Annotated in this window: 19 protein-coding genes; 17 read left to right on the forward strand and 2 right to left on the reverse strand. The window is 64.0% G+C overall.

What is annotated here, in order from left to right:
• Nucleotides 1-32 precede the first annotated feature (32 nt).
• The 15 genes from prfA (at nucleotide 33) to CH291_RS17375 (ending at nucleotide 13,406) form a co-directional block, all read left to right on the forward strand.
• The gene (gene prfA / locus CH291_RS17300) at nucleotides 33-1,109 is read left to right on the forward strand and encodes a peptide chain release factor 1 (protein ID WP_068048269.1); all 1,077 of its coding nucleotides are present in this window, start codon (nucleotides 33-35) and stop codon (nucleotides 1,107-1,109) included.
• 106 nt (nucleotides 1,110-1,215) lie between these two features.
• Nucleotides 1,216-2,034 carry an SHOCT domain-containing protein gene (locus tag CH291_RS17305; RefSeq protein ID WP_094688153.1) on the forward strand — a complete coding sequence of 273 codons (819 nt, stop codon included), beginning with the start codon at nucleotides 1,216-1,218 and terminating at the stop codon, nucleotides 2,032-2,034.
• Nucleotides 2,035-2,068: 34 nt separating this feature from the next.
• A complete protein-coding gene (gene prmC / locus CH291_RS17310) occupies nucleotides 2,069-2,953 on the forward strand; it encodes a peptide chain release factor N(5)-glutamine methyltransferase (RefSeq protein ID WP_068048263.1) in 885 nt (294 codons plus the stop codon).
• A 66-nt stretch (nucleotides 2,954-3,019) separates the two neighbouring features.
• Nucleotides 3,020-3,682 (forward strand): L-threonylcarbamoyladenylate synthase, encoded by a 663-nt coding sequence (locus CH291_RS17315; protein ID WP_068048275.1) that lies wholly within the window; start codon nucleotides 3,020-3,022, stop codon nucleotides 3,680-3,682.
• A gap of 30 nt (nucleotides 3,683-3,712) precedes the next feature.
• The gene (locus CH291_RS17320) at nucleotides 3,713-4,954 is read left to right on the forward strand and encodes a glycosyltransferase family 4 protein (RefSeq protein ID WP_094638677.1); all 1,242 of its coding nucleotides are present in this window, start codon (nucleotides 3,713-3,715) and stop codon (nucleotides 4,952-4,954) included.
• A gap of 66 nt (nucleotides 4,955-5,020) precedes the next feature.
• Entirely contained in the window at nucleotides 5,021-5,452 is a 432-nt protein-coding gene (locus CH291_RS17325; protein WP_176460305.1) for a hypothetical protein, read from the forward strand.
• 441 nt (nucleotides 5,453-5,893) lie between these two features.
• Nucleotides 5,894-6,619: a F0F1 ATP synthase subunit A gene (gene atpB / locus CH291_RS17335; protein WP_032393520.1), complete on the forward strand. Its 726-nt coding sequence runs from the start codon at nucleotides 5,894-5,896 to the stop codon at nucleotides 6,617-6,619.
• Between the two features lie 78 nt (nucleotides 6,620-6,697).
• Complete coding sequence (locus tag CH291_RS17340; protein WP_008715092.1) at nucleotides 6,698-6,937, forward strand: ATP synthase F0 subunit C; 240 nt, start codon at nucleotides 6,698-6,700, stop codon at nucleotides 6,935-6,937.
• 7 nt (nucleotides 6,938-6,944) lie between these two features.
• Nucleotides 6,945-7,505 carry a F0F1 ATP synthase subunit B gene (locus tag CH291_RS17345; protein WP_032393521.1) on the forward strand — a complete coding sequence of 187 codons (561 nt, stop codon included), beginning with the start codon at nucleotides 6,945-6,947 and terminating at the stop codon, nucleotides 7,503-7,505.
• A gap of 8 nt (nucleotides 7,506-7,513) precedes the next feature.
• Nucleotides 7,514-8,341 carry a F0F1 ATP synthase subunit delta gene (locus CH291_RS17350; RefSeq protein WP_094638679.1) on the forward strand — a complete coding sequence of 276 codons (828 nt, stop codon included), beginning with the start codon at nucleotides 7,514-7,516 and terminating at the stop codon, nucleotides 8,339-8,341.
• An 88-nt stretch (nucleotides 8,342-8,429) separates the two neighbouring features.
• Complete coding sequence (gene atpA, locus CH291_RS17355) at nucleotides 8,430-10,073, forward strand: F0F1 ATP synthase subunit alpha (protein ID WP_037193380.1); 1,644 nt, start codon at nucleotides 8,430-8,432, stop codon at nucleotides 10,071-10,073.
• Nucleotides 10,074-10,125: 52 nt separating this feature from the next.
• Complete coding sequence (locus CH291_RS17360; protein ID WP_094638680.1) at nucleotides 10,126-11,097, forward strand: F0F1 ATP synthase subunit gamma; 972 nt, start codon at nucleotides 10,126-10,128, stop codon at nucleotides 11,095-11,097.
• A gap of 3 nt (nucleotides 11,098-11,100) precedes the next feature.
• Nucleotides 11,101-12,549 (forward strand): F0F1 ATP synthase subunit beta, encoded by a 1,449-nt coding sequence (gene atpD / locus CH291_RS17365; protein WP_094638681.1) that lies wholly within the window; start codon nucleotides 11,101-11,103, stop codon nucleotides 12,547-12,549.
• Nucleotides 12,550-12,579: 30 nt separating this feature from the next.
• On the forward strand, nucleotides 12,580-12,939 hold the full coding sequence (locus CH291_RS17370) for a F0F1 ATP synthase subunit epsilon (RefSeq protein ID WP_037193376.1): 360 nt from the start codon (nucleotides 12,580-12,582) through the stop codon (nucleotides 12,937-12,939).
• Between the two features lie 29 nt (nucleotides 12,940-12,968).
• Entirely contained in the window at nucleotides 12,969-13,406 is a 438-nt protein-coding gene (locus CH291_RS17375) for a DUF2550 domain-containing protein (protein WP_068048245.1), read from the forward strand.
• Here the strand turns inward: CH291_RS17375 and CH291_RS17380 are convergent, their stop codons facing one another.
• Entirely contained in the window at nucleotides 13,407-14,009 is a 603-nt protein-coding gene (locus CH291_RS17380) for a cob(I)yrinic acid a,c-diamide adenosyltransferase (protein ID WP_094688154.1), read from the reverse strand. It lies immediately after the preceding gene.
• A 54-nt stretch (nucleotides 14,010-14,063) separates the two neighbouring features.
• Between CH291_RS17380 and murA the strand changes: the two genes are divergently transcribed.
• A complete protein-coding gene (gene murA / locus CH291_RS17385) occupies nucleotides 14,064-15,317 on the forward strand; it encodes a UDP-N-acetylglucosamine 1-carboxyvinyltransferase (RefSeq protein WP_068048251.1) in 1,254 nt (417 codons plus the stop codon).
• Here the strand turns inward: murA and pdxR are convergent.
• Nucleotides 15,310-16,707 carry a MocR-like pyridoxine biosynthesis transcription factor PdxR gene (gene pdxR / locus CH291_RS17390; protein ID WP_094688155.1) on the reverse strand — a complete coding sequence of 466 codons (1,398 nt, stop codon included), beginning with the start codon at nucleotides 16,705-16,707 and terminating at the stop codon, nucleotides 15,310-15,312. The two genes, murA and pdxR, sit on opposite strands and share 8 nt — an antisense overlap.
• Nucleotides 16,708-16,807: 100 nt before the next feature.
• Between pdxR and CH291_RS17395 the strand changes: the two genes are divergently transcribed.
• Nucleotides 16,808-17,560 (forward strand): pyridoxamine 5'-phosphate oxidase family protein, encoded by a 753-nt coding sequence (locus CH291_RS17395; protein WP_094688163.1) that lies wholly within the window; start codon nucleotides 16,808-16,810, stop codon nucleotides 17,558-17,560.
• Nucleotides 17,561-17,945 lie beyond the last annotated feature (385 nt).

Raw genomic sequence — 17,945 nt, forward strand, 5'->3', positions numbered from 1 at the left:
GTTGCACCGGCGTTCGAGAGTGAGTCATCAACATGGCGAGAACAGACAAGCCTTCGGCCATCGACGACATCCTCGCCGAACACTCCGGACTCGAGCAGCAACTCGCCGACCCAGCTCTGCACAACGACCCGTCCGCGGCCCGCAGAGCAGGCAAGAGGTTCGCCGAACTGGCCCCCATCATGTCCGCGCACACCAAGCTGACCTCCGCGCAGGACGACCTCGAAGCCGCGCGTGAGCTCGCCGCCGACGATTCCTCGTTCGCGTCCGAGATTCCCGAACTCGAGGCGACCGTGCTGCACCTCGAGCAGACCCTCACCGACCTGCTCGCACCACGCGACCCGCACGACGGCGACGACATCGTGATGGAGGTCAAGTCGGGCGAGGGCGGCGAGGAATCGGCGCTCTTCGCGGCCGATCTCGCGCGGATGTACGTGCGCTACGCGGAACGCCGCGGGTGGCGGGTCGAGGTGCTCGACGCGAACGTCTCGGACCTCGGCGGATACAAGGACGCGACGCTGTCGATCAAGACCAGGGATCCCCTCGACGGCGTCTGGGCCCGGCTGAAGTTCGAGGGCGGCGTCCACCGCGTGCAGCGGGTACCGGTGACCGAATCGCAGGGGCGCGTGCACACGTCCGCGGCCGGCATCCTGGTGTATCCCGAACCCGACGAGGTGGAAGAGGTTCAGATCGACGAAACCGATCTGCGCATCGACGTCTACCGCTCGTCCGGCAAAGGTGGCCAGGGCGTCAACACCACCGACTCCGCAGTCCGAATCACGCACCTGCCGACCGGGATCGTGGTGACCTGTCAGAACGAGCGGTCTCAGCTGCAGAACAAGGCACGCGCGATGCAGGTACTTGCAGCTCGCCTGCAGGCAGCAGCAGAAGAAGCGGCCGACGAAGAGGCATCGGCAGGCAGGGCCAGCCAGGTGCGCACCGTCGACCGCTCGGAGCGGATCAGAACCTACAACTTCCCCGAGAACCGCATCACGGACCACCGGATCGGCTTCAAGGCACACAACCTCGACTCACTTCTGGACGGCGAGATGGATGCGTTGCTCGACGCGCTGGCCAAGGCGGACCGCGACGCGCGCATGCAAGCAGAGTAGCTGCGGCACATAGCTTTACAGATTTCGCCGGGCTGCTGCACCGAAACGTGCGATACCCTGGCGGCCAGGTTCGACCCCGCAACAGCGCCCGAGAGGCACACCAGACATGAACCAGGTCCTGACCCCCGCAGGCGAGAACGCCGTGTCCGAGCTGTCCTCGCGCTACGGCATCTCGACCGATGCCGTCCGCACGATGCTCGACGCCGTCAACAACGGCCGCGGCAGCATGGCTCAGTTCAACATCCCCGAGCTCGGCGGCAGTGGGCAGTGGATGCGCGGCGGAATGACCATGGTGGGCAACATGTTCGACCACGGACTCAAGAGCCGGGTCGACGGTCTCTGCCGAGACCTGTCGGCGGTGCTGTCGCAGCATCAGGTGTACCCGCCCAGGGAGACCGGCAGTAGCTCGTTCGGTGGCAGCTCGTTCGGCGGCGGCTCGTGGTGGCCCTCGGACCTCGGTGCGCCGAGCTCGAGCGGTGGCCAGAACGGCTCGCAGTACGCAGTGTTCCCGGGATCTCGACGCCTCGCGGTGTTGGTCGGCGGCGAACTGGCCGTGTACGACACTCTCGATCACTCCATCGGCGGAGTCCAACAACAGCAGGGTGGTGGACCGGGCTCGCTCGAGTTCACCAGTCAGTACGGCACGTTCACCGCAGGCAGCCTGCCTCGAGTCGATCAGCAGTCGGGCGGGACGAACTCGCAGAACCAGTCGACGCCGCAACCCGCTCCGCAGACCTACGCGCAACCGTCCTCGTCGCAACAGTCTTCGCAGTCCGCGAACCAGTCGCCTCAGGGCAACCCGTCAGGTGTGGACATCTCCGACATCACGGCTGCGATCGAGGCTCTCGCGGGTCTGCACGCGAAGGGCTTCCTCACCGACGACGAGTTCCACGCCAAGAAATCGGAGTTGCTGGGACGCGTGTGACCGGGTTGTCGGTGCCTCGTGGCAGGCTGTTCGAATGAGCCGCAAGCCGTTACGCCTGGCCATCCTCGAAGCAACGTCGATGCTCGACGCTGCCGGTGTGCCGAGCCCACGGGTCGATGCGGAGCTGCTCGCCGCACACCTCGTCGGCGTGGACCGCGGCCGTCTCGGTCTGGTTCCTCTCGTCGAACCCGAGGTCGTCGAGGCGTACTTCCGAACCGTCGAGCAGCGCGCGAAACGTATTCCGCTGCAATACATCACGGGAACGACCTCGCTGGGCAACATCGACGTCGAAGTAGGGCCGGGCGTGTTCGTACCCCGGCCGGAAACCGAACTGTTGTTGGCCTGGGCACTCGCGTTCCTCGAAAACGTCGACCACCATCCGCCGGTGATTCTCGATCTGTGCACGGGCTCGGGGGCACTGGCACTGGCGATCGCCAACGCCCGGCCCGATGCCGTCGTCCATGCCGTCGAGCTCGACCCGTCGGCGTTGGCATGGGCCCGGCGCAATGCCGACCTGTGCAGCGGCCACGGCGATACCCCGATCACGCTGCACCACGGCGACGTCACGGCACGAGATCTGTTGACCGAACTCGACGGCGCTGTCGACATGATCGTCGCAAACCCGCCCTACATCCCGGAGGGGGCAGACCTCGATCCCGAAGTGATCGATCACGATCCACACATGGCGCTGTTCGGCGGTTCGGACGGGCTGTCCGTCATCGAACCGATGATCGGCAACATCGCCCGCTGGCTTCGGATCGGCGGCGGCGTCGCTATCGAACACGACGACTCCAATGGCGGCGAGGTGGCGGCGCTGCTGTCTCGGCGACGAGTGTTCACCGAGGTCACCGCGCATCCGGATCTGGCGGGTAGGCCCCGGTTCGTCGTCGCCGCACGGGCGCACCCGGCCCAGGCCTGACGACCGGAACGGCAGGCGGGCGACACCTGACATCACTTCGTTATCGAAGGTGGAAGGATGGGTGCCGTGAGTACCGTCTACGACTGCCGTGAAGCCGACGCGCGCACTGCTGGATTGACCGCTGCCCGCGGTGCCCTCAAATCCGGCCGACTGGTCGTCATGCCTACCGACACCCTGTACGGAATCGCAGCCGATGCATTCGACGGCAGCGCTGTCACGGATCTGCTGCGCGCCAAGGGCAGGGGCCGCGATATGCCGGTTCCCGTGCTCGTCGGTTCCTGGAACACCATCGACGGCCTGGTCCAGAGTGTCCGGCCACGCACCCGAGATTTGATTCGCGCCTTCTGGCCCGGTGCGCTGAGCATCGTCGTGCAGCAGGCTCCGTCCTTGGCCTGGGATCTGGGCGACGCCCAGGGCACCGTCATGTTGCGGATGCCGCTCCACCCTGTCGCGCTCGAGCTGCTGCGCGAGGTCGGCCCGCTCGCAGTGTCCAGCGCCAACATCTCCGGCAGTCCACCCGCCACCACTGTGACGGAGGCGCGAGATCAGCTCGGCGGCTCTGCCGCGGTGTACCTGGACGGGGGACCGGCCGACCACGCGGTGGCGTCGACCATCATCGATCTGACCAGCGATCGAGCACGAATTCTGCGGGTCGGTGCCATTCCCACCGAGAAGATTGCCGAGGTTCTCGGTGTCACCGCCGAAAGCCTGGTCCCGGGAGCGTCCTGACATGGCTGTCCATCCCGCACGCCTCCGCGCATGAGCGTCGCTCGGGGCAGTGTCCTTCACGGAAGTGTCGACATCCTTGCTCAGTCGAATCTGGGTGCAGGCGTACCGATTCGCGAACTGCTCCTGGTGTTCCTCACCGCAGCGGTGGTCACGTTCTTCGCCACCGGCGGTGTTCGTGTGGCGGCCGTCAAGTTCGGTGCCGTCGCGGTTCCTCGTGATCGTGATGTCCACGTGCAGGCCACCCCGAGGCTCGGGGGAGTGGGCATCTACGTGGGCATGCTGGCTGCGTTGCTCTTCGCGTCACAGCTGCCTGCGCTGGCTCGCGGATTCGACGTCGCCTACAACCGCGACATTCCGGCCGCGCTGGTTGCCGGCTTCGTGATCGTGCTGGTCGGCGTCATCGACGACCGATGGGGTCTGGATGCCCTGACCAAGTTCGTCGGCCAGGTGACGGCGGCCGGGGTCCTCGTCATCATGGGCGTGAGCTGGGTCGTGCTGTACCAGCCGTGGGGAGGCGAGCCCGGTCAACCGGGCAGCACCCTGGTGCTCGACCAACTGCAAGCCGGACTGGTGACCGTCCTGATCACCGTCGTGATCGTCAATGCGATGAACTTCGTCGACGGACTCGACGGGCTGGCGGCCGGTCTGGGGCTCATCTCCTCGGTGGCGATCTGCATCTTCTCGGTGGGGCTGCTGCAGGAACAGGGCGGCGACGTCGGGGTCTACCCACCGGCGCTGATCGCGGCGGCATTGGCAGGCGCGTGCCTGGGGTTTCTGCCGCACAACTTCCAACCCGCTCGCATCTTCATGGGCGATTCGGGATCGATGCTCATCGGTCTGACGCTTGCCACCATCTCGACCAGTGCGTCCGGGCGGATCCCGTTGACGGCGTACGGCCCACGCGATCTGCTGGGTCTGCTGTCGCCGCTTCTGCTGGTCGGAGCCGTGATGCTCATTCCGATCCTCGACCTGCTGCTGGCTGTGATTCGCCGGACCCGGGCCGGACGGAGTCCTTTCAGCCCCGACAAGATGCACCTGCATCATCGGTTGCTGCAGATCGGACATTCGCACCGCCGGGTGGTGCTGGTGATCTACCTGTGGGTCGGTGTCCTCGCCTTCGGGGCGGTCGGGTCGTCTCTGCTGGACCGCCGAATAGTGGTGCTTCTGGTTGCCGCAGGTCTGGTGTTCGCGCTGGTCGTCACTGCTGTGCCCACGCTGCGGGTGGACCGATCGCAGGGCTCGGAACCGCGAAGTGCTCGACGGGGCTCCTGATCCCGTCGGCTGTACGCGCCCGCGTGCTGGGTACCCTCGACAACTGTGACCTTCACTCCGCAGTCCATGCCCGACCAATTCGCCCCGCTTCGCGCCGCGGTTCGATACGGACTCATCGGACTGGTGGTGCTCACGGTGGTGAGCGTCGGAGTCGCCGTAGCGGCGGCCGGAACACCTGGTCTGTGGGGATCTCTCATCGGTGTTGCCATCGGCGGAGGCTTCGTCATCACGACGGCGTTGTCGGTGGCGCTCACCACGCGTTTTCCGGCCTCGGCCGTCGGAGCACTGCTTCTCGGCGGTTGGTTGGTGAAGATGGTGATCGCGCTGATCGTGCTGGTCGCACTCAAGGACGCCGACTTCTACAACCGGTACTCCTTGGGGCTGACGATTCTGGGAGCGCTCGTGGTCGTGCTCGGCGCGGAGGTCTTCGGGGTCGTCAAGACGAAAGTCGCCTACGTGGACAGCGTTCCCACCGAGGGCAAGACCGACAATCGGTAGTACGACAGGCTGTCGTAATCGGTTAAGCTGAGGGCCGCCTACACAACGTCGTAGTTCTGTTGATAAAGTTTGCATCAAGCGGTGGGCAAGACTGGGACGAAAGAGACTTTTTCCCCGGACTGGACCCCCGCAGGTAGCAGTCAGCGTGAGCTTCCTTACAGTAGGCCCGGAGTCAACGACTTCGGCAACGTAAGGTTCCGCCCTGAGAGTTGCCGAGTCGACGTGAGTCGCCGACACCCGACAGACGCTTGGCCGATGAAGACCGGGCCTCAGCCTCTGACGATTGCGAGCCGATTTTCGTCGACTTGATAGATCGTCATTGTCCGATCGAACCGCAGTCGTTACCCGGCTGCGGCCCGAACACGGGAGAGACCGCTGAGCGTCACCACCCTGGCTGCGGAATACAGTCCGCCGTCACTATCCGATTTCTTTCCTCCCGCGGTGCTGTTCGAGGGGACCCCGTTCGAGCTCGACAGGCTGATGCTCATCCGCATCCTGATGTCGGCGATTCTGATCATCTTCATGGTGGTTGCCCTCCGCAGCCCGAAGATCGTTCCGCGTGGTCTTCAGAACGTCGGCGAGATCGCTCTCGATTTCGTTCGGATCCACGTCGCAGAAGATGTGCTCGGTAAAGAACAGGGTCGTCGATTCCTGCCCGTCATCATGACCATCTTCTTCACGGTGTTCGCGGTGAACGCGAGCGCTGTCATTCCGTTTCTGAACATCTCGTCGAATGCCCGCATCGGTCTACCGATCGTGCTCGCTGCGGTCGCGTACGTCGCGTTCATCTACGCAGGTGTCAAGAAGTTCGGTGTCGGGAAGTTCGTCAAGGGCACCATCGTCATCCCGGGCATTCCGCCGGCGATGCACGTGCTGCTGATCCCGCTGGAGTTCGTCTCGAACTTCGTACTCCGTCCGTTCACACTGACGGTGCGTCTGCTCGCCAACATGCTGGCCGGCCACATCATGCTCGTGCTGTTCTTCAGCGCGACCCAGTTCTTCCTCTTCGAGGCGTCGGCCGGGCTGAAGATCTTCGCAGCACCCTCGCTCATCATGGGCTTCCTGTTCACGATGTTCGAGATGCTGGTGATCTTCCTCCAGGCCTACATCTTCGCGCTGCTCACGGCGATCTACATCGATCTGTCGCTGCACGCCGACTCGCACTGACCGACCAACTGACCGAACCAGCTACACCGCCACCTCCGACACCCGGATGTGGACCGAAGAAAGGGAACGGAAAACCCAATGAGCCTTGAAGTTCTGGCCCAGGCGCAGGAAATCACCGCAAGCGGATACGGCGCCATCGGCTACGGCCTCGCAGCCATCGGCGGCGGCATCGGCCTCGGCCTCGTCGTCGCCAAGAACATGGAAGCAACCGCTCGTCAGCCCGAGCTGGCCGGTCAGCTCCGTACCACCATGTTCCTCGGCATCGCATTCACCGAGTCCCTCGCCCTGATCGGCCTCGTCGCCGGCTTCATTCTCTGAGAGCGCGATGACAAACGCGATTACGTTGCTGGCGGCGGAGGGGGAGGAGTACAACCCTCTTCTGCCCGCAACCTACGACATCGTTTGGTCGATCGTCTGTGTCGCGGCAATCGGCTTCCTCTTCTGGAAGTACGTGGTGCCGCGCTTCACCAAGGTTCTCGCTGAGCGTTCCGAGCTCATCGAAGGCGGAATCAAGAAGGCCGAAGAGGCACAGGCAGAAGCCAAGGCTGCTCTCGAGCAGTACCACGCTCAGCTGGCCGACGCCCGTTCCGAGGCCGCGCAGATCCGCGAGGAAGCGCGCACCCAGGGGCAGGCGATTCTCGCCGAGATGAAGGAAAAGGCGCAGGAAGAAAGCGACCGGATCGTGGCCGCAGGTCACAATCAGCTCGTTGCTCAGCGTCAGCAGATCGTCACCGAACTTCGGGGGGATCTGGGACGCACGGCCGTCGAACTCGCTGAGAAGGTCATCGGAGAGCAGTTGTCCGACGACGCGAAGCGTTCCAGTTCGATCGATCGCTTCCTCAACGAGTTGGATTCCGTCACCGCGGACTCCGCATCCGGAAAGTGAGTCGAACCATGTACGCAACTTCTCGTGAGGCACTCGCCCGCACGCGGTCGGTTGCCCACGAAGCTCTGGGGTCCGCGTCGACAGGCGAGGCAACAGCCGTCGCTGCTCAGACCGGTGCCGAGTTGTTCGCCGTCGTCGAGACTCTCGACGCGCAGCGCACGTTGCGTACCGCTCTCGCCGACTCGTCGGTCGAGGGCGTTCGGCGAAGCGATCTGGCCGGAGAGGTCTTCTCCGGCCAGGTGTCGAGTGCAACGGCGACGATCGTCAAGGCCGCTGCCGGCGAAAGCTGGTCCACCGCTCGCGACCTGCTGAACTCGCTGGTCGAGCTGGGACGTGAAGCTCTGCTTCGCGCCGCGGCCGATCAGGATCAGTTGGACACGGTCGAGGACGAGCTGTTCCGCCTCGGGCGGATCGTGGCAGGAAACCCGCAGCTCGAGCAGGCCCTCTCGGATCGCTCGAAGCCCGCGCAGGCCAAGCGTGAACTGCTCGGCCGCCTGCTCTACGGCAAGGTCACCGCGGTCACCGAAGCGCTTGCAGTTCAGGCTGTGACGCGTCCGCGAAAGGCTGCTCCCGCCGACGTACTGAACGGACTGGCCGACCTGGCTGCCGAGCAGCGCGACCGCGCGGTTGCCCACGTCCGCAGCGCAGCACCACTGAGCGACAGTCAGCTCGAGAAGCTGACGGCCACCTTGACCCGCACGTACGGCAAGCAGGTCACGGTGCATGTAGAGGTCGATACCGAACTGCTCAGCGGACTTGTCGTTCGTATCGGCGACGAGGTCATCGACGGTAGCGGGGCAGGCCGCCTCGCTGCATTGCGAAAGACGCTCAAATAGTCCGACACGGACACAGTAACGAGAAGAAGCGTCTCGACTTTCGAGACATTTCACCCCGCGATCATTTGAAGGAAGAGCAGGAAACACTATGGCGGAGCTGACGATCTCCTCCGACGAGATCCGTAGCGCGATCGATAACTTCACCGCGAGCTACTCACCGGAGTCTTCCCGCGAGGAGGTCGGCACGGTTACGGACACGAGCGACGGAATCGCTCACGTGTCCGGATTGCCGTCGGCGATGTCCAACGAACTCCTGGAATTCCCCGGCGGAGTCCTCGGTGTCGCGCTGAACCTGGATGCCACCGAAATCGGTGCAGTCATCCTCGGTGACTACGAGCACATCGAAGAAGGCCAGGAAGTCAAGCGCACCGGAGACGTGCTGTCGGTCCCCGTGGGCGACGGCTACCTCGGCCGCGTCGTGGACCCCCTGGGCAAGCCCATCGACGGCCTCGGCGACATCGAGTCCTCCGAGACCCGCGCCCTCGAACTGCAGGCTGCCTCGGTGCTCGAGCGTCAGCCCGTCGAGGAGCCGCTGCAGACCGGTATCAAGGCGATCGACGCCATGACCCCGATCGGCCGCGGCCAGCGTCAGCTCATCATCGGCGACCGCAAGACCGGCAAGACCGCGGTCTGCATCGACGCGATCCTGAACCAGAAGGCCAACTGGGAGAGCGGCGACGAGAAGAAGCAGGTTCGCTGCATCTACGTCGCCATCGGCCAGAAGGGCTCGACGATCGCAGGCGTCAAGGCTGCACTCGAAGAGCAGGGCGCACTCGAATACACGACCATCGTCGCGGCTCCCGCGTCCGATTCGGCCGGCTTCAAGTGGCTCGCCCCGTACACCGGCTCGGCCATCGGCCAGCACTGGATGTACCAGGGCAAGCACGTCCTCATCGTGTTCGACGACCTGACCAAGCAGGCCGAGGCATACCGCGCCATCTCGCTGCTGCTGCGTCGTCCGCCGGGCCGCGAGGCATACCCCGGTGACGTCTTCTACTTGCACTCCCGTCTGCTGGAGCGTTCGGCGAAGCTGTCCGACGAGCTCGGTGGCGGATCGTTGACGGCTCTGCCGATCATCGAGACCAAGGCCAACGACGTCTCGGCGTACATCCCGACCAACGTCATCTCCATCACCGACGGCCAGGTCTTCCTGGAGTCGGACCTGTTCAACAAGGGCGTCCGTCCCGCGATCAACGTCGGTATCTCGGTGTCCCGAGTCGGCGGCGCGGCACAGACCAAGGGCATGAAGAAGGTCTCCGGATCTCTTCGCCTCGAGCTCGCTCAGTTCCGCGAGCTGGAAGCCTTCTCTGCGTTCGCGTCCGACCTCGACGCGGCCTCCAAGGCTCAGCTCGAGCGCGGCGCACGTCTGGTCGAGCTGCTCAAGCAGGATCAGTACGCCCCGGTTGCCGTCGAAGATCAGATTGTCTCGATCTGGCTCGCAGGGCAGGGAACGTACGACTCGGTTCCCGTCGGCGACGTGCGTCGCTTCGAGACCGAGCTGCTCGAGGACCTGCACCGCAACGCCAGCGGCGTCTACGACAGCATTGCCGGTGGCAAGGCTCTCGACGAGGACAACCAGAAGGCACTGACCGAGGCGACCGAGAAGTTCAAGGCCGGCTTCGTCGACTCGGACGGCAACCGCGTTGTCAACGAGGCCGAGGCAGACACTCTGAACGCCGACGAGGTCAGCCAGGAGCAGGTCAACGTCACTCGCAAGACAGTCAGCAAGTAGGCCTGCGATGACAGATGCCAAGACGAGCACAGAAGGGAGCGTGAACAGCTAGATGGCAAGCATTCTCGAGCTTCGCTCCCGCATCAAGTCGGTCAACTCGACCAAGAAGATCACCAAGGCACAAGAGCTGATCGCGACATCGCGGATCACCAAGGCTCAGGCTCGCGTTGCCGCATCGAAGCCGTATGCGGAAGAGATCACCAAGGTGCTCTCCGCGTTGGCGAGTGCATCGAGCTCGCTCGATCACCCGCTGCTCAACGAGCGACCCGAGCCCAAGCGTGCCGCGGTTCTGGTCGTGACCAGCGACCGCGGTATGTGCGGCGGCTACAACTCCAACGTGCTCAAGGAGACGGAGGAGCTGTTCCAGCTGCTCCGCTCCGAGGGCAAGGATCCGGTCATCTACGTCCTCGGCGCAAAAGGCCTGGGCTACTACACATTCCGCGAGCGGGACGTGAAGGGTGCCTGGACGGGCTTCTCTCAGGAGCCCGGATACGCCGACGCGGCCAAGGCCAGTAGGCACCTGGTCGAGCTGTTCATGGCCGGCTCGGGCACCGAGGTCGAGGCTCCCAACGGTGAAGGCACCGTCGAGGGCGTGGACGAGTTGCACATCGTCTACACCCGCTTCGTGTCGATGCTCACGCAGAAGCCCGAAGTTCGCCGTATGGCACCGCTCGAAATCTCGTACACAGACGAGGAATTCGAGATGGGTGCGGATGCGCTGAGCGACTCACCGACCGCAGATGTGCAGGCACAGTACGAGTTCGAGCCGGAAGCGGGAACTCTGCTCTCGGCGCTGCTGCCCAAGTACATCAGCACCAGGATCTATGCGTCGTTGCTCGATGCAGCAGCGTCGGAGTCCGCGGCGCGTCGTACCGCCATGAAGGCAGCGACGGACAACGCGAACGAATTGGTCGAGACCTTGAGCCGTCAGGCCAACCAGGCTCGGCAGGCCCAGATCACCCAGGAAATCAGCGAAATCGTCGGTGGCGCCAACGCGTTGGCCGACAGCGCAGGAAGTGACTAAGCAATGACCGCAGCAGTAGCCCAAGAGAACGCGAGCGGAGCGGACACTCAGTCCGGCCGTGTCGTTCGGGTCATCGGCCCCGTTGTGGACGTCGAGTTCCCGCGCGGCTCGATTCCCGCACTTTTCAACGCCCTCAACGCAGAGATCACTCTGCCGACCGTGGCCAAGACCCTGACGCTCGAGGTTGCACAGCACCTCGGTGACAACTTGGTTCGCACCATCTCGATGCAGCCCACCGACGGACTCGTCCGCGGCACTGCAGTCATCGACTCGGGCAAGCCGATCTCGGTTCCCGTCGGTGACGTCGTCAAGGGCCACGTGTTCAACGCCCTCGGTGACTGCCTGGACACCCCGGGACTCGGCCGCGACGGCGAGCAGTGGGGCATCCACCGCAAGCCACCAGCCTTCGATCAGCTCGAGGGCAAGACCGAGATCCTCGAGACCGGCATCAAGGTCATCGACCTCCTGACCCCGTACGTCAAGGGCGGAAAGATCGGTCTGTTCGGTGGTGCCGGTGTCGGCAAGACCGTTCTGATCCAGGAAATGATCACCCGTATCGCACGCGAGTTCTCGGGCACCTCGGTGTTCGCAGGAGTCGGCGAGCGCACCCGTGAAGGCACCGACCTTCACCTCGAGATGGAAGAGATGGGCGTCCTCCAGGACACCGCCCTCGTCTTCGGCCAGATGGACGAGCCGCCCGGCACGCGTATGCGCGTGGCGTTGTCGGCACTGACCATGGCGGAGTACTTCCGCGATGTTCAGGGACAGGACGTTCTTCTGTTCATCGACAACATCTTCCGCTTCACGCAGGCAGGTTCGGAGGTGTCGACCCTTCTCGGTCGTATGCCGTCGGCCGTCGGTTACCAGCCCACGCTGGCGGACGAGATGGGTGAGCTCCAGGAGCGCATCACCTCGACCCGTGGACGCTCGATCACCTCGCTGCAGGCGATCTACGTTCCCGCCGACGACTACACCGACCCGGCTCCGGCCACGACGTTCGCGCACCTCGATGCGACGACCGAGCTCTCGCGTCCGATTTCGCAGATGGGTATCTACCCCGCTGTGGACCCGCTGAGCTCCACCTCGCGCATCCTCGAGCCCGGCATCGTCGGTGCGGAGCACTTCCGCGTCGCCAACGAGGTCAAGCGGATCCTGCAGAAGTACAAGGAGCTGCAGGACATCATCGCCATCCTCGGTATGGACGAGCTTCAGGAAGAGGACAAGGTTCTGGTCGGCCGTGCACGCCGCCTCCAGAAGTTCCTCGGCCAGAACTTCATCGTTGCCGAGAAGTTCACCGGCGAGGCCGGTTCGGTCGTGTCGCTCTCCGACACCATCGAGGCATTCGACAAGGTCACCAAGGGTGAGTACGACCACCTTCCCGAGCAGGCCTTCAACAGCTGTGGTGGTCTCGACGATGTCGAGGCAGCCGCGAAGAAGATGGCCGGAAAGTAGACCGACGTGACTTCTTCCGAGAAGAGCGGCATGGAGGTCTCCCTGGTCGCTGTGGAGCAAAAGCTGTGGTCCGGTACCGCGACCATCGTCAGCGCTCAGACCACCGAAGGTGAGATCGGCATCATGCTGGGCCACGAGCCTGTGCTCGGGCAGTTGATCGAGGGCGGCACGGTGTCGATCACGACCACGGACGGCGAAAAGCTCATCGCAGCCGTCCACGGTGGATTCCTGTCGGTGACCGGCAAGACGGTCACCGTGCTGGCAGAATCGGCCGATTTCGCCGACGACATCGATGTCGAGGCGGCACGGGCTGTAGTGGCAGAGAACGGCGACGACCTCGAGGCCATTGCTGTGGCCAAGGGTCGTGTCCGCGCTGTCGAGCGGTCCTAGGTACACGAGAAGCCGCGACGAGACCTGCGATGCACTACGGATTGATTGTTCTGATCATTCTGGTTGTGCTGCTCGCAGGGCTCGTCGCGGCTTTTGCGTACCGTCTGATGGTTCTACGGCGAGGGGGAACCGCCGCGATCATGCGGGTGTTGCCGACGGACGGTGGTGCCGGTTGGCGTCACGGCATCATTCGGTACGGAGACAACACACTCGTATTCTTCAAGCTGTCCAGTCTTCGCCCCGGCCCCGATCATCGGCTGGGTAGGCAGGACATTCACGTGGGTGATCGACGAGCCCCACGAGACACCGAGTTCGACATCATGACACCGGACATCGCCGTGTTGGAACTGTCCGACAATGGTAAATATTTCGAGATCGCCCTCGACAGAAGTGCGTTGACCGCTTTCCTGTCCTGGGTCGAATCTCGTCCCTCCGGCCGATCGCGTCGCCGCCGACCGGCGGCCTGATCAGCTCTCGCCGGTAGTCGGGTCGCTCGAAGCGCGGCTCGACCCGGGAACCCACTGGACGTCGCCCTCGGGGTTGGCGTATCGGCTCAGAATGAACAGCAGATCCGAAAGCCGGTTGAGGTATTTCGCCGGCAATGCACTCGTTGTTTCCGGGCTCGCGTGCACCGCAGCCCATGCCGACCGCTCTGCCCGTCGGGCCACCGTTCGCGACACGTGTAGCAACGCTCCCAGCGGCGTTCCGCCCGGCAGAATGAACGACGTCAGTGCGGGGAGAGCCTCGTTGAACTCGTCGCACCAGCCCTCGAGCCGGTCGACGTAGCTCTGATCGATGCGCAGAGGCGGGTACTGCGGATTCTCGACGACCGGAGTCGACAGATCGGCCCCCGCGTCGAAGAGATCGCTCTGGATGGTGCGGATCACCGAATGGACCGATTCGGGCGGGTTGCCGAGTGCGAGAACCACACCGAGGCTCGCGTTGGTCTCGTCGCAGTCCGCGTAGGCAACGAGTCGTTCGTCGTTCTTGGACACCCTCGAGAAATCACTCAGCCCGGTGGTCCCGTCGTCGCCGGTTCTCGTGTAGATGCGGGTGAGGTGGACGGCCATGCGCGCTACGGTACCGCGCGGGTGTCGGCCGGTCCCGCTGGCTACGCTGTCGAGGTGAGTGAACGCTTTTTGGTCAACGGTGGAAATCGCCTCGTCGGTGAGGTGGCGGTCGGTGGTGCGAAGAACAGCGTCCTCAAATTGATGGCGGCAGCGCTGCTGGCAGAGGGCACCAGCACGATCACCAACTGCCCCGACATCCTGGACGTGCCACTGATGGCAGAGGTGTTGCGCGGGCTCGGCTGTGAGGTCGAGTTGGAGGGATCGGTCGTTCACATCACCACTCCGGCCATGCCGAAGTATCACGCCGATTTCGCGGCGGTTCGCCAGTTCCGAGCTTCGGTGTGCGTGCTGGGGCCGCTGGTTGCGCGGTGCAAGAGAGCTGTCGTCGCTTTGCCGGGCGGAGACGCGATCGGGTCGCGTCCCCTCGACATGCATCAGTCCGGTCTTCAATTGCTCGGGGCACGCAGCGAGATCCAACACGGATGTGTCGTTGCGGAAGCAGACGAATTGCGCGGCGCGAACATCAGACTGGCGTTTCCGTCCGTCGGTGCCACCGAGAACATCTTGATGGCCGCAGTCCTCGCCACCGGGGAGACTGTGATCGACAACGCCGCGCGTGAGCCGGACATCGTCGACGTGTGCAACATGCTCAACGAGATGGGTGCCGACGTCCGCGGTGCAGGCACCTCGACTTTGACCATTCGTGGTGTGAGCTCGCTGAAGCCGACGACCCATCGGGTGATCGGCGATCGCATCGTCGCCGCGACGTGGGGAATCGCCGCTGCCATGACTCGTGGGGACGTGCGAGTCCGCGGTGTGAACCCCAAGCATCTGTCGTTGGTGCTGGACAAATTGAGGTCCGCAGGCGCCGAGGTCACCAGCGAGCCCGACGGGTTCCGCGTCGTGCAACACGAGCGACCGCGGGCGGTCAATTTCGCGACGCTTCCGTATCCGGGGTTCCCGACCGACCTGCAGCCGATGGCAATCGGACTCGCGACCGTCGCCGACGGCACGTCGATGATCACCGAGAACGTCTTCGAGGCACGATTCCGGTTCGTCGAGGAGATGATCAGACTTGGGGCCGATGCGCGCACCGATGGCCATCACGCCGTGGTTCGCGGTGTGCCACAGCTGTCCAGCGCACCGGTGTGGTCCTCCGATATTCGGGCCGGGGCCGGCTTGGTTCTCGCGGGACTGGTGGCCGACGGTACGACGGAAGTGCACGACGTGTTCCACATCGATCGCGGTTATCCGCGATTCGTGGAGAACCTGAGTGCACTCGGCGGCAGCATCGAGCGGGTCAGCTGAGTAACACAGCTTCCAGCGCCTCGACCAATATGCTTATCGCATAGTCCAATTCGTCGTCGGAGACGGATCCGTATCCCACGACGATTCCACCTCGGGCTGTGTGCGAGCGGGTCGAGTGTTCGAGCGTCGGTACGTCCACGCCCCTTGCGGCGCATGAGGTAGCGACGTCACGCGCTGCGGCAGGGTCGAGTAGCAACACGGTATGCAGGCCGGCTCCGACTCCGCGAAGTTCGCCGAACCTGGCCAGCGCGGCCGCGACCAGGCGGTCGCGGGCTCGATAGAGCCGCCGGGCCGTTCGGACGGCTCTGTCCCATTCGCCGTCGCGCAAGATGGACGTCATCGCATGCTGGACGGGAACCGAGGGGTGATCGCCGATCAAGCGGCGCGTTGCCGAGATGCGGTCGACCATCGACCGAGGTGCCACCATCCAGCCGAGACGGATCCCGGCACCGAGGGTCTTGGATACGGTGCCGAGGTACACGGTCCGGTCGGGTGCGAGTTCGGCCACGGTGGGCAAAGGTGCTACGCCGTAACGGAATTCGGAGTCGTAGTCGTCCTCGATGATCATGGAATCGTTGCTGTGAGCCCAGTCTGCCAGCGCACGTCGACGGCCGATGGGCATGAATGCGCCGGTCGGGTATTGATGCGACGGTGTGACGTACACGGCCGGTGTTCGTGGGGGAGTCGAGTCGAGTTGTTCGACGATCAGGCCATCGCGGTCGACGGGGACGTCGTGCAAGGACCACCCGCGATGTGTCGCGAGCGCAGCGGCGGATTTGTAGCCTGGATTCTCCAGTGCCAGAACGTGTTCGACCGATTCGGCAGCGGAAAGCGCACCCAGGGCCAGGTCGAGGCCGTGAATGCTGCCCGTCGTGATCACGATCGACGCCGGTGTGGTGTGCAGCCCGCGGGCGCGGCGGAGTAGATCGGCGACGCGAGTCCTCAGTTCGAGCGTGCCGGCGGAATCGGGATAGTCGCCGGGAGGTGGTGTGCCGCCGACGTCGCGCCACGCGCGCTTCCAGGCATCGGATGCCGAGGGTGGAGTCCACGGGATTCCCGGACGGAGCGATATCCGCGGGGGCGTTCGTGGTGTGGTGTGTGCGCTCGACGCCATCGCAATCGATCGAGGTGCGCGGGGGATGTGTCGGACATAGTTACCCGAACCGCGCCGGGCATCGAGCCAACCTTCTGCGACAAGCTGTTCGTAAGCCTTCTCCACGACCGCACGCGCGATGCCCAGATCGACGGAAAGTGCTCGGGTACTGGGTAATCGAGAATCGGGCTGCAGGTCTCCATCGTCGATTGCGGACCGGATGCGATCCGCCAGTTGGACGGGCAACGTCCGAGCGTCGGCGCGATCGATGGTGATCGACAGAGAGATCGGGAGCATGGAGTTGTGGTCCCTTTCGGTATCCGCGTCGAAGTGGCCTGAACAAAAGCAGCTCTATTGGACCATGACGAAAGGCCACTCGTCCCGCATCCTGGAAACCATGACAGTCGACGACGTGCCTCTTTCCCCGACAGCACGAACGGTAGTGATGCGGGGTAGGCATCGCGCCGGCCTCGAACGCGCAGCGTTGCTCGACGTACTGCGCTCGGCGCGCATATGCCACATCGGCGTGATCGTGGATGGAGTGCCTCGCGTCGTGCCTACCGTGTTCGGCGTGGATACCGCCGGTCCGGACAGGGAAGGCACGCTGTATCTGCATGGATCGGTGGCGTCACGCAGCATGATCGACGCTCCGGATCAGGACATCTGCGTCACTACGACTGTCGTCGACGGGCTCGTCCTGGCTCGATCGGCATTTCATCATTCGATGAACTATCGAAGCGCCGTTGTGGTCGGACGACCTCGCCGAGTGGAGGACGCCGACGAACGGATTAGAGCATTGGACGCGATCGTCGACCAGGTGGTCCCCGGAAGAAGCGTTCATCTGCGTTCACATACTCGGAAAGAGCTTGCAGCCACCGCGGTTCTGGCGCTTTCGATGTACGAGGCATCGGTGAAGTCGCGGTCAGGTGGACCGGTCGACGACGACCTCGACATCGAGCGGGGAGACGTATGGGCCGGAGTAGTTCCGGTGTGGGAGGCGCTCGGCGATGCCGAACCTGCCGCAGACCTCGCGGGGGACATTGCGGTGCCGGAGCACGTGGACGGTGTGCGCCGGAACGCGACTCGGGGGGCGAACGATGTTGCCGCAGTGAAGGTTCGGTCTGTGGCTGGCATCACACGCGCACCCTGAAGCGTGTAGAGGGCGCAATGACCCGACGCCCCGGGGCCGAGCTGCGCGAATACCCTGCGAGCATGGGTCGACCTGCCGATTTGCGTTGGTGTGGTTGGTGGCGTAACTTTTGTCGAGTCAGAGCGACGGACACCGACCCGGTCTTCACGGACTGGGTGAACGAGGTTGGACGTGTGGCCTGGCAGGTTTTATCCCCCAAGAGTCGGGCCTTGTGTCCGAGACCAAGCTGGGATAGGCTGGAACAGTTGCCCTTGAGGCCGACGGACCGTGTGTCTGTGGGACGAGAGTGTGTGCGTGTTCTTTGAGAACTCAACAGTGTGTCGATGAATGTCAGTGCCGAAATATTTTGTTTTGGTGAAAGCATTCGATGTATCAGCCATCCGCT

This window comes from Rhodococcus sp. 14-1411-2a (genome assembly GCF_002259485.1).
Lineage (GTDB): Bacteria > Actinomycetota > Actinomycetes > Mycobacteriales > Mycobacteriaceae > Rhodococcoides.

Excerpts from the sequence above, each read along its gene's own strand:
- CH291_RS17380 (WP_094688154.1), bottom strand. The coding sequence starts at position 14,009 with ATGGCCGTCCACCTCACCCGCATCTACACGAGAACCGGCGACGACGGG.
- CH291_RS17395 (WP_094688163.1), top strand. The coding sequence starts at position 16,808 with ATGACAGTCGACGACGTGCCTCTTTCCCCGACAGCACGAACGGTAGTG.
- CH291_RS17375 (WP_068048245.1), top strand. The coding sequence starts at position 12,969 with ATGCACTACGGATTGATTGTTCTGATCATTCTGGTTGTGCTGCTCGCA.
- CH291_RS17320 (WP_094638677.1), top strand. The coding sequence starts at position 3,713 with ATGAGCGTCGCTCGGGGCAGTGTCCTTCACGGAAGTGTCGACATCCTT.
- CH291_RS17305 (WP_094688153.1), top strand. The coding sequence starts at position 1,216 with ATGAACCAGGTCCTGACCCCCGCAGGCGAGAACGCCGTGTCCGAGCTG.
- CH291_RS17370 (WP_037193376.1), top strand. The coding sequence starts at position 12,580 with ATGGAGGTCTCCCTGGTCGCTGTGGAGCAAAAGCTGTGGTCCGGTACC.
- CH291_RS17360 (WP_094638680.1), top strand. The coding sequence starts at position 10,126 with ATGGCAAGCATTCTCGAGCTTCGCTCCCGCATCAAGTCGGTCAACTCG.
- atpA (WP_037193380.1), top strand. The coding sequence starts at position 8,430 with ATGGCGGAGCTGACGATCTCCTCCGACGAGATCCGTAGCGCGATCGAT.
- atpD (WP_094638681.1), top strand. The coding sequence starts at position 11,101 with ATGACCGCAGCAGTAGCCCAAGAGAACGCGAGCGGAGCGGACACTCAG.
- CH291_RS17345 (WP_032393521.1), top strand. The coding sequence starts at position 6,945 with ATGACAAACGCGATTACGTTGCTGGCGGCGGAGGGGGAGGAGTACAAC.
- pdxR (WP_094688155.1), bottom strand. The coding sequence starts at position 16,707 with ATGCTCCCGATCTCTCTGTCGATCACCATCGATCGCGCCGACGCTCGG.
- CH291_RS17350 (WP_094638679.1), top strand. The coding sequence starts at position 7,514 with ATGTACGCAACTTCTCGTGAGGCACTCGCCCGCACGCGGTCGGTTGCC.
- CH291_RS17340 (WP_008715092.1), top strand. The coding sequence starts at position 6,698 with ATGAGCCTTGAAGTTCTGGCCCAGGCGCAGGAAATCACCGCAAGCGGA.
- CH291_RS17325 (WP_176460305.1), top strand. The coding sequence starts at position 5,021 with ATGCCCGACCAATTCGCCCCGCTTCGCGCCGCGGTTCGATACGGACTC.
- prmC (WP_068048263.1), top strand. The coding sequence starts at position 2,069 with ATGAGCCGCAAGCCGTTACGCCTGGCCATCCTCGAAGCAACGTCGATG.
- prfA (WP_068048269.1), top strand. The coding sequence starts at position 33 with ATGGCGAGAACAGACAAGCCTTCGGCCATCGACGACATCCTCGCCGAA.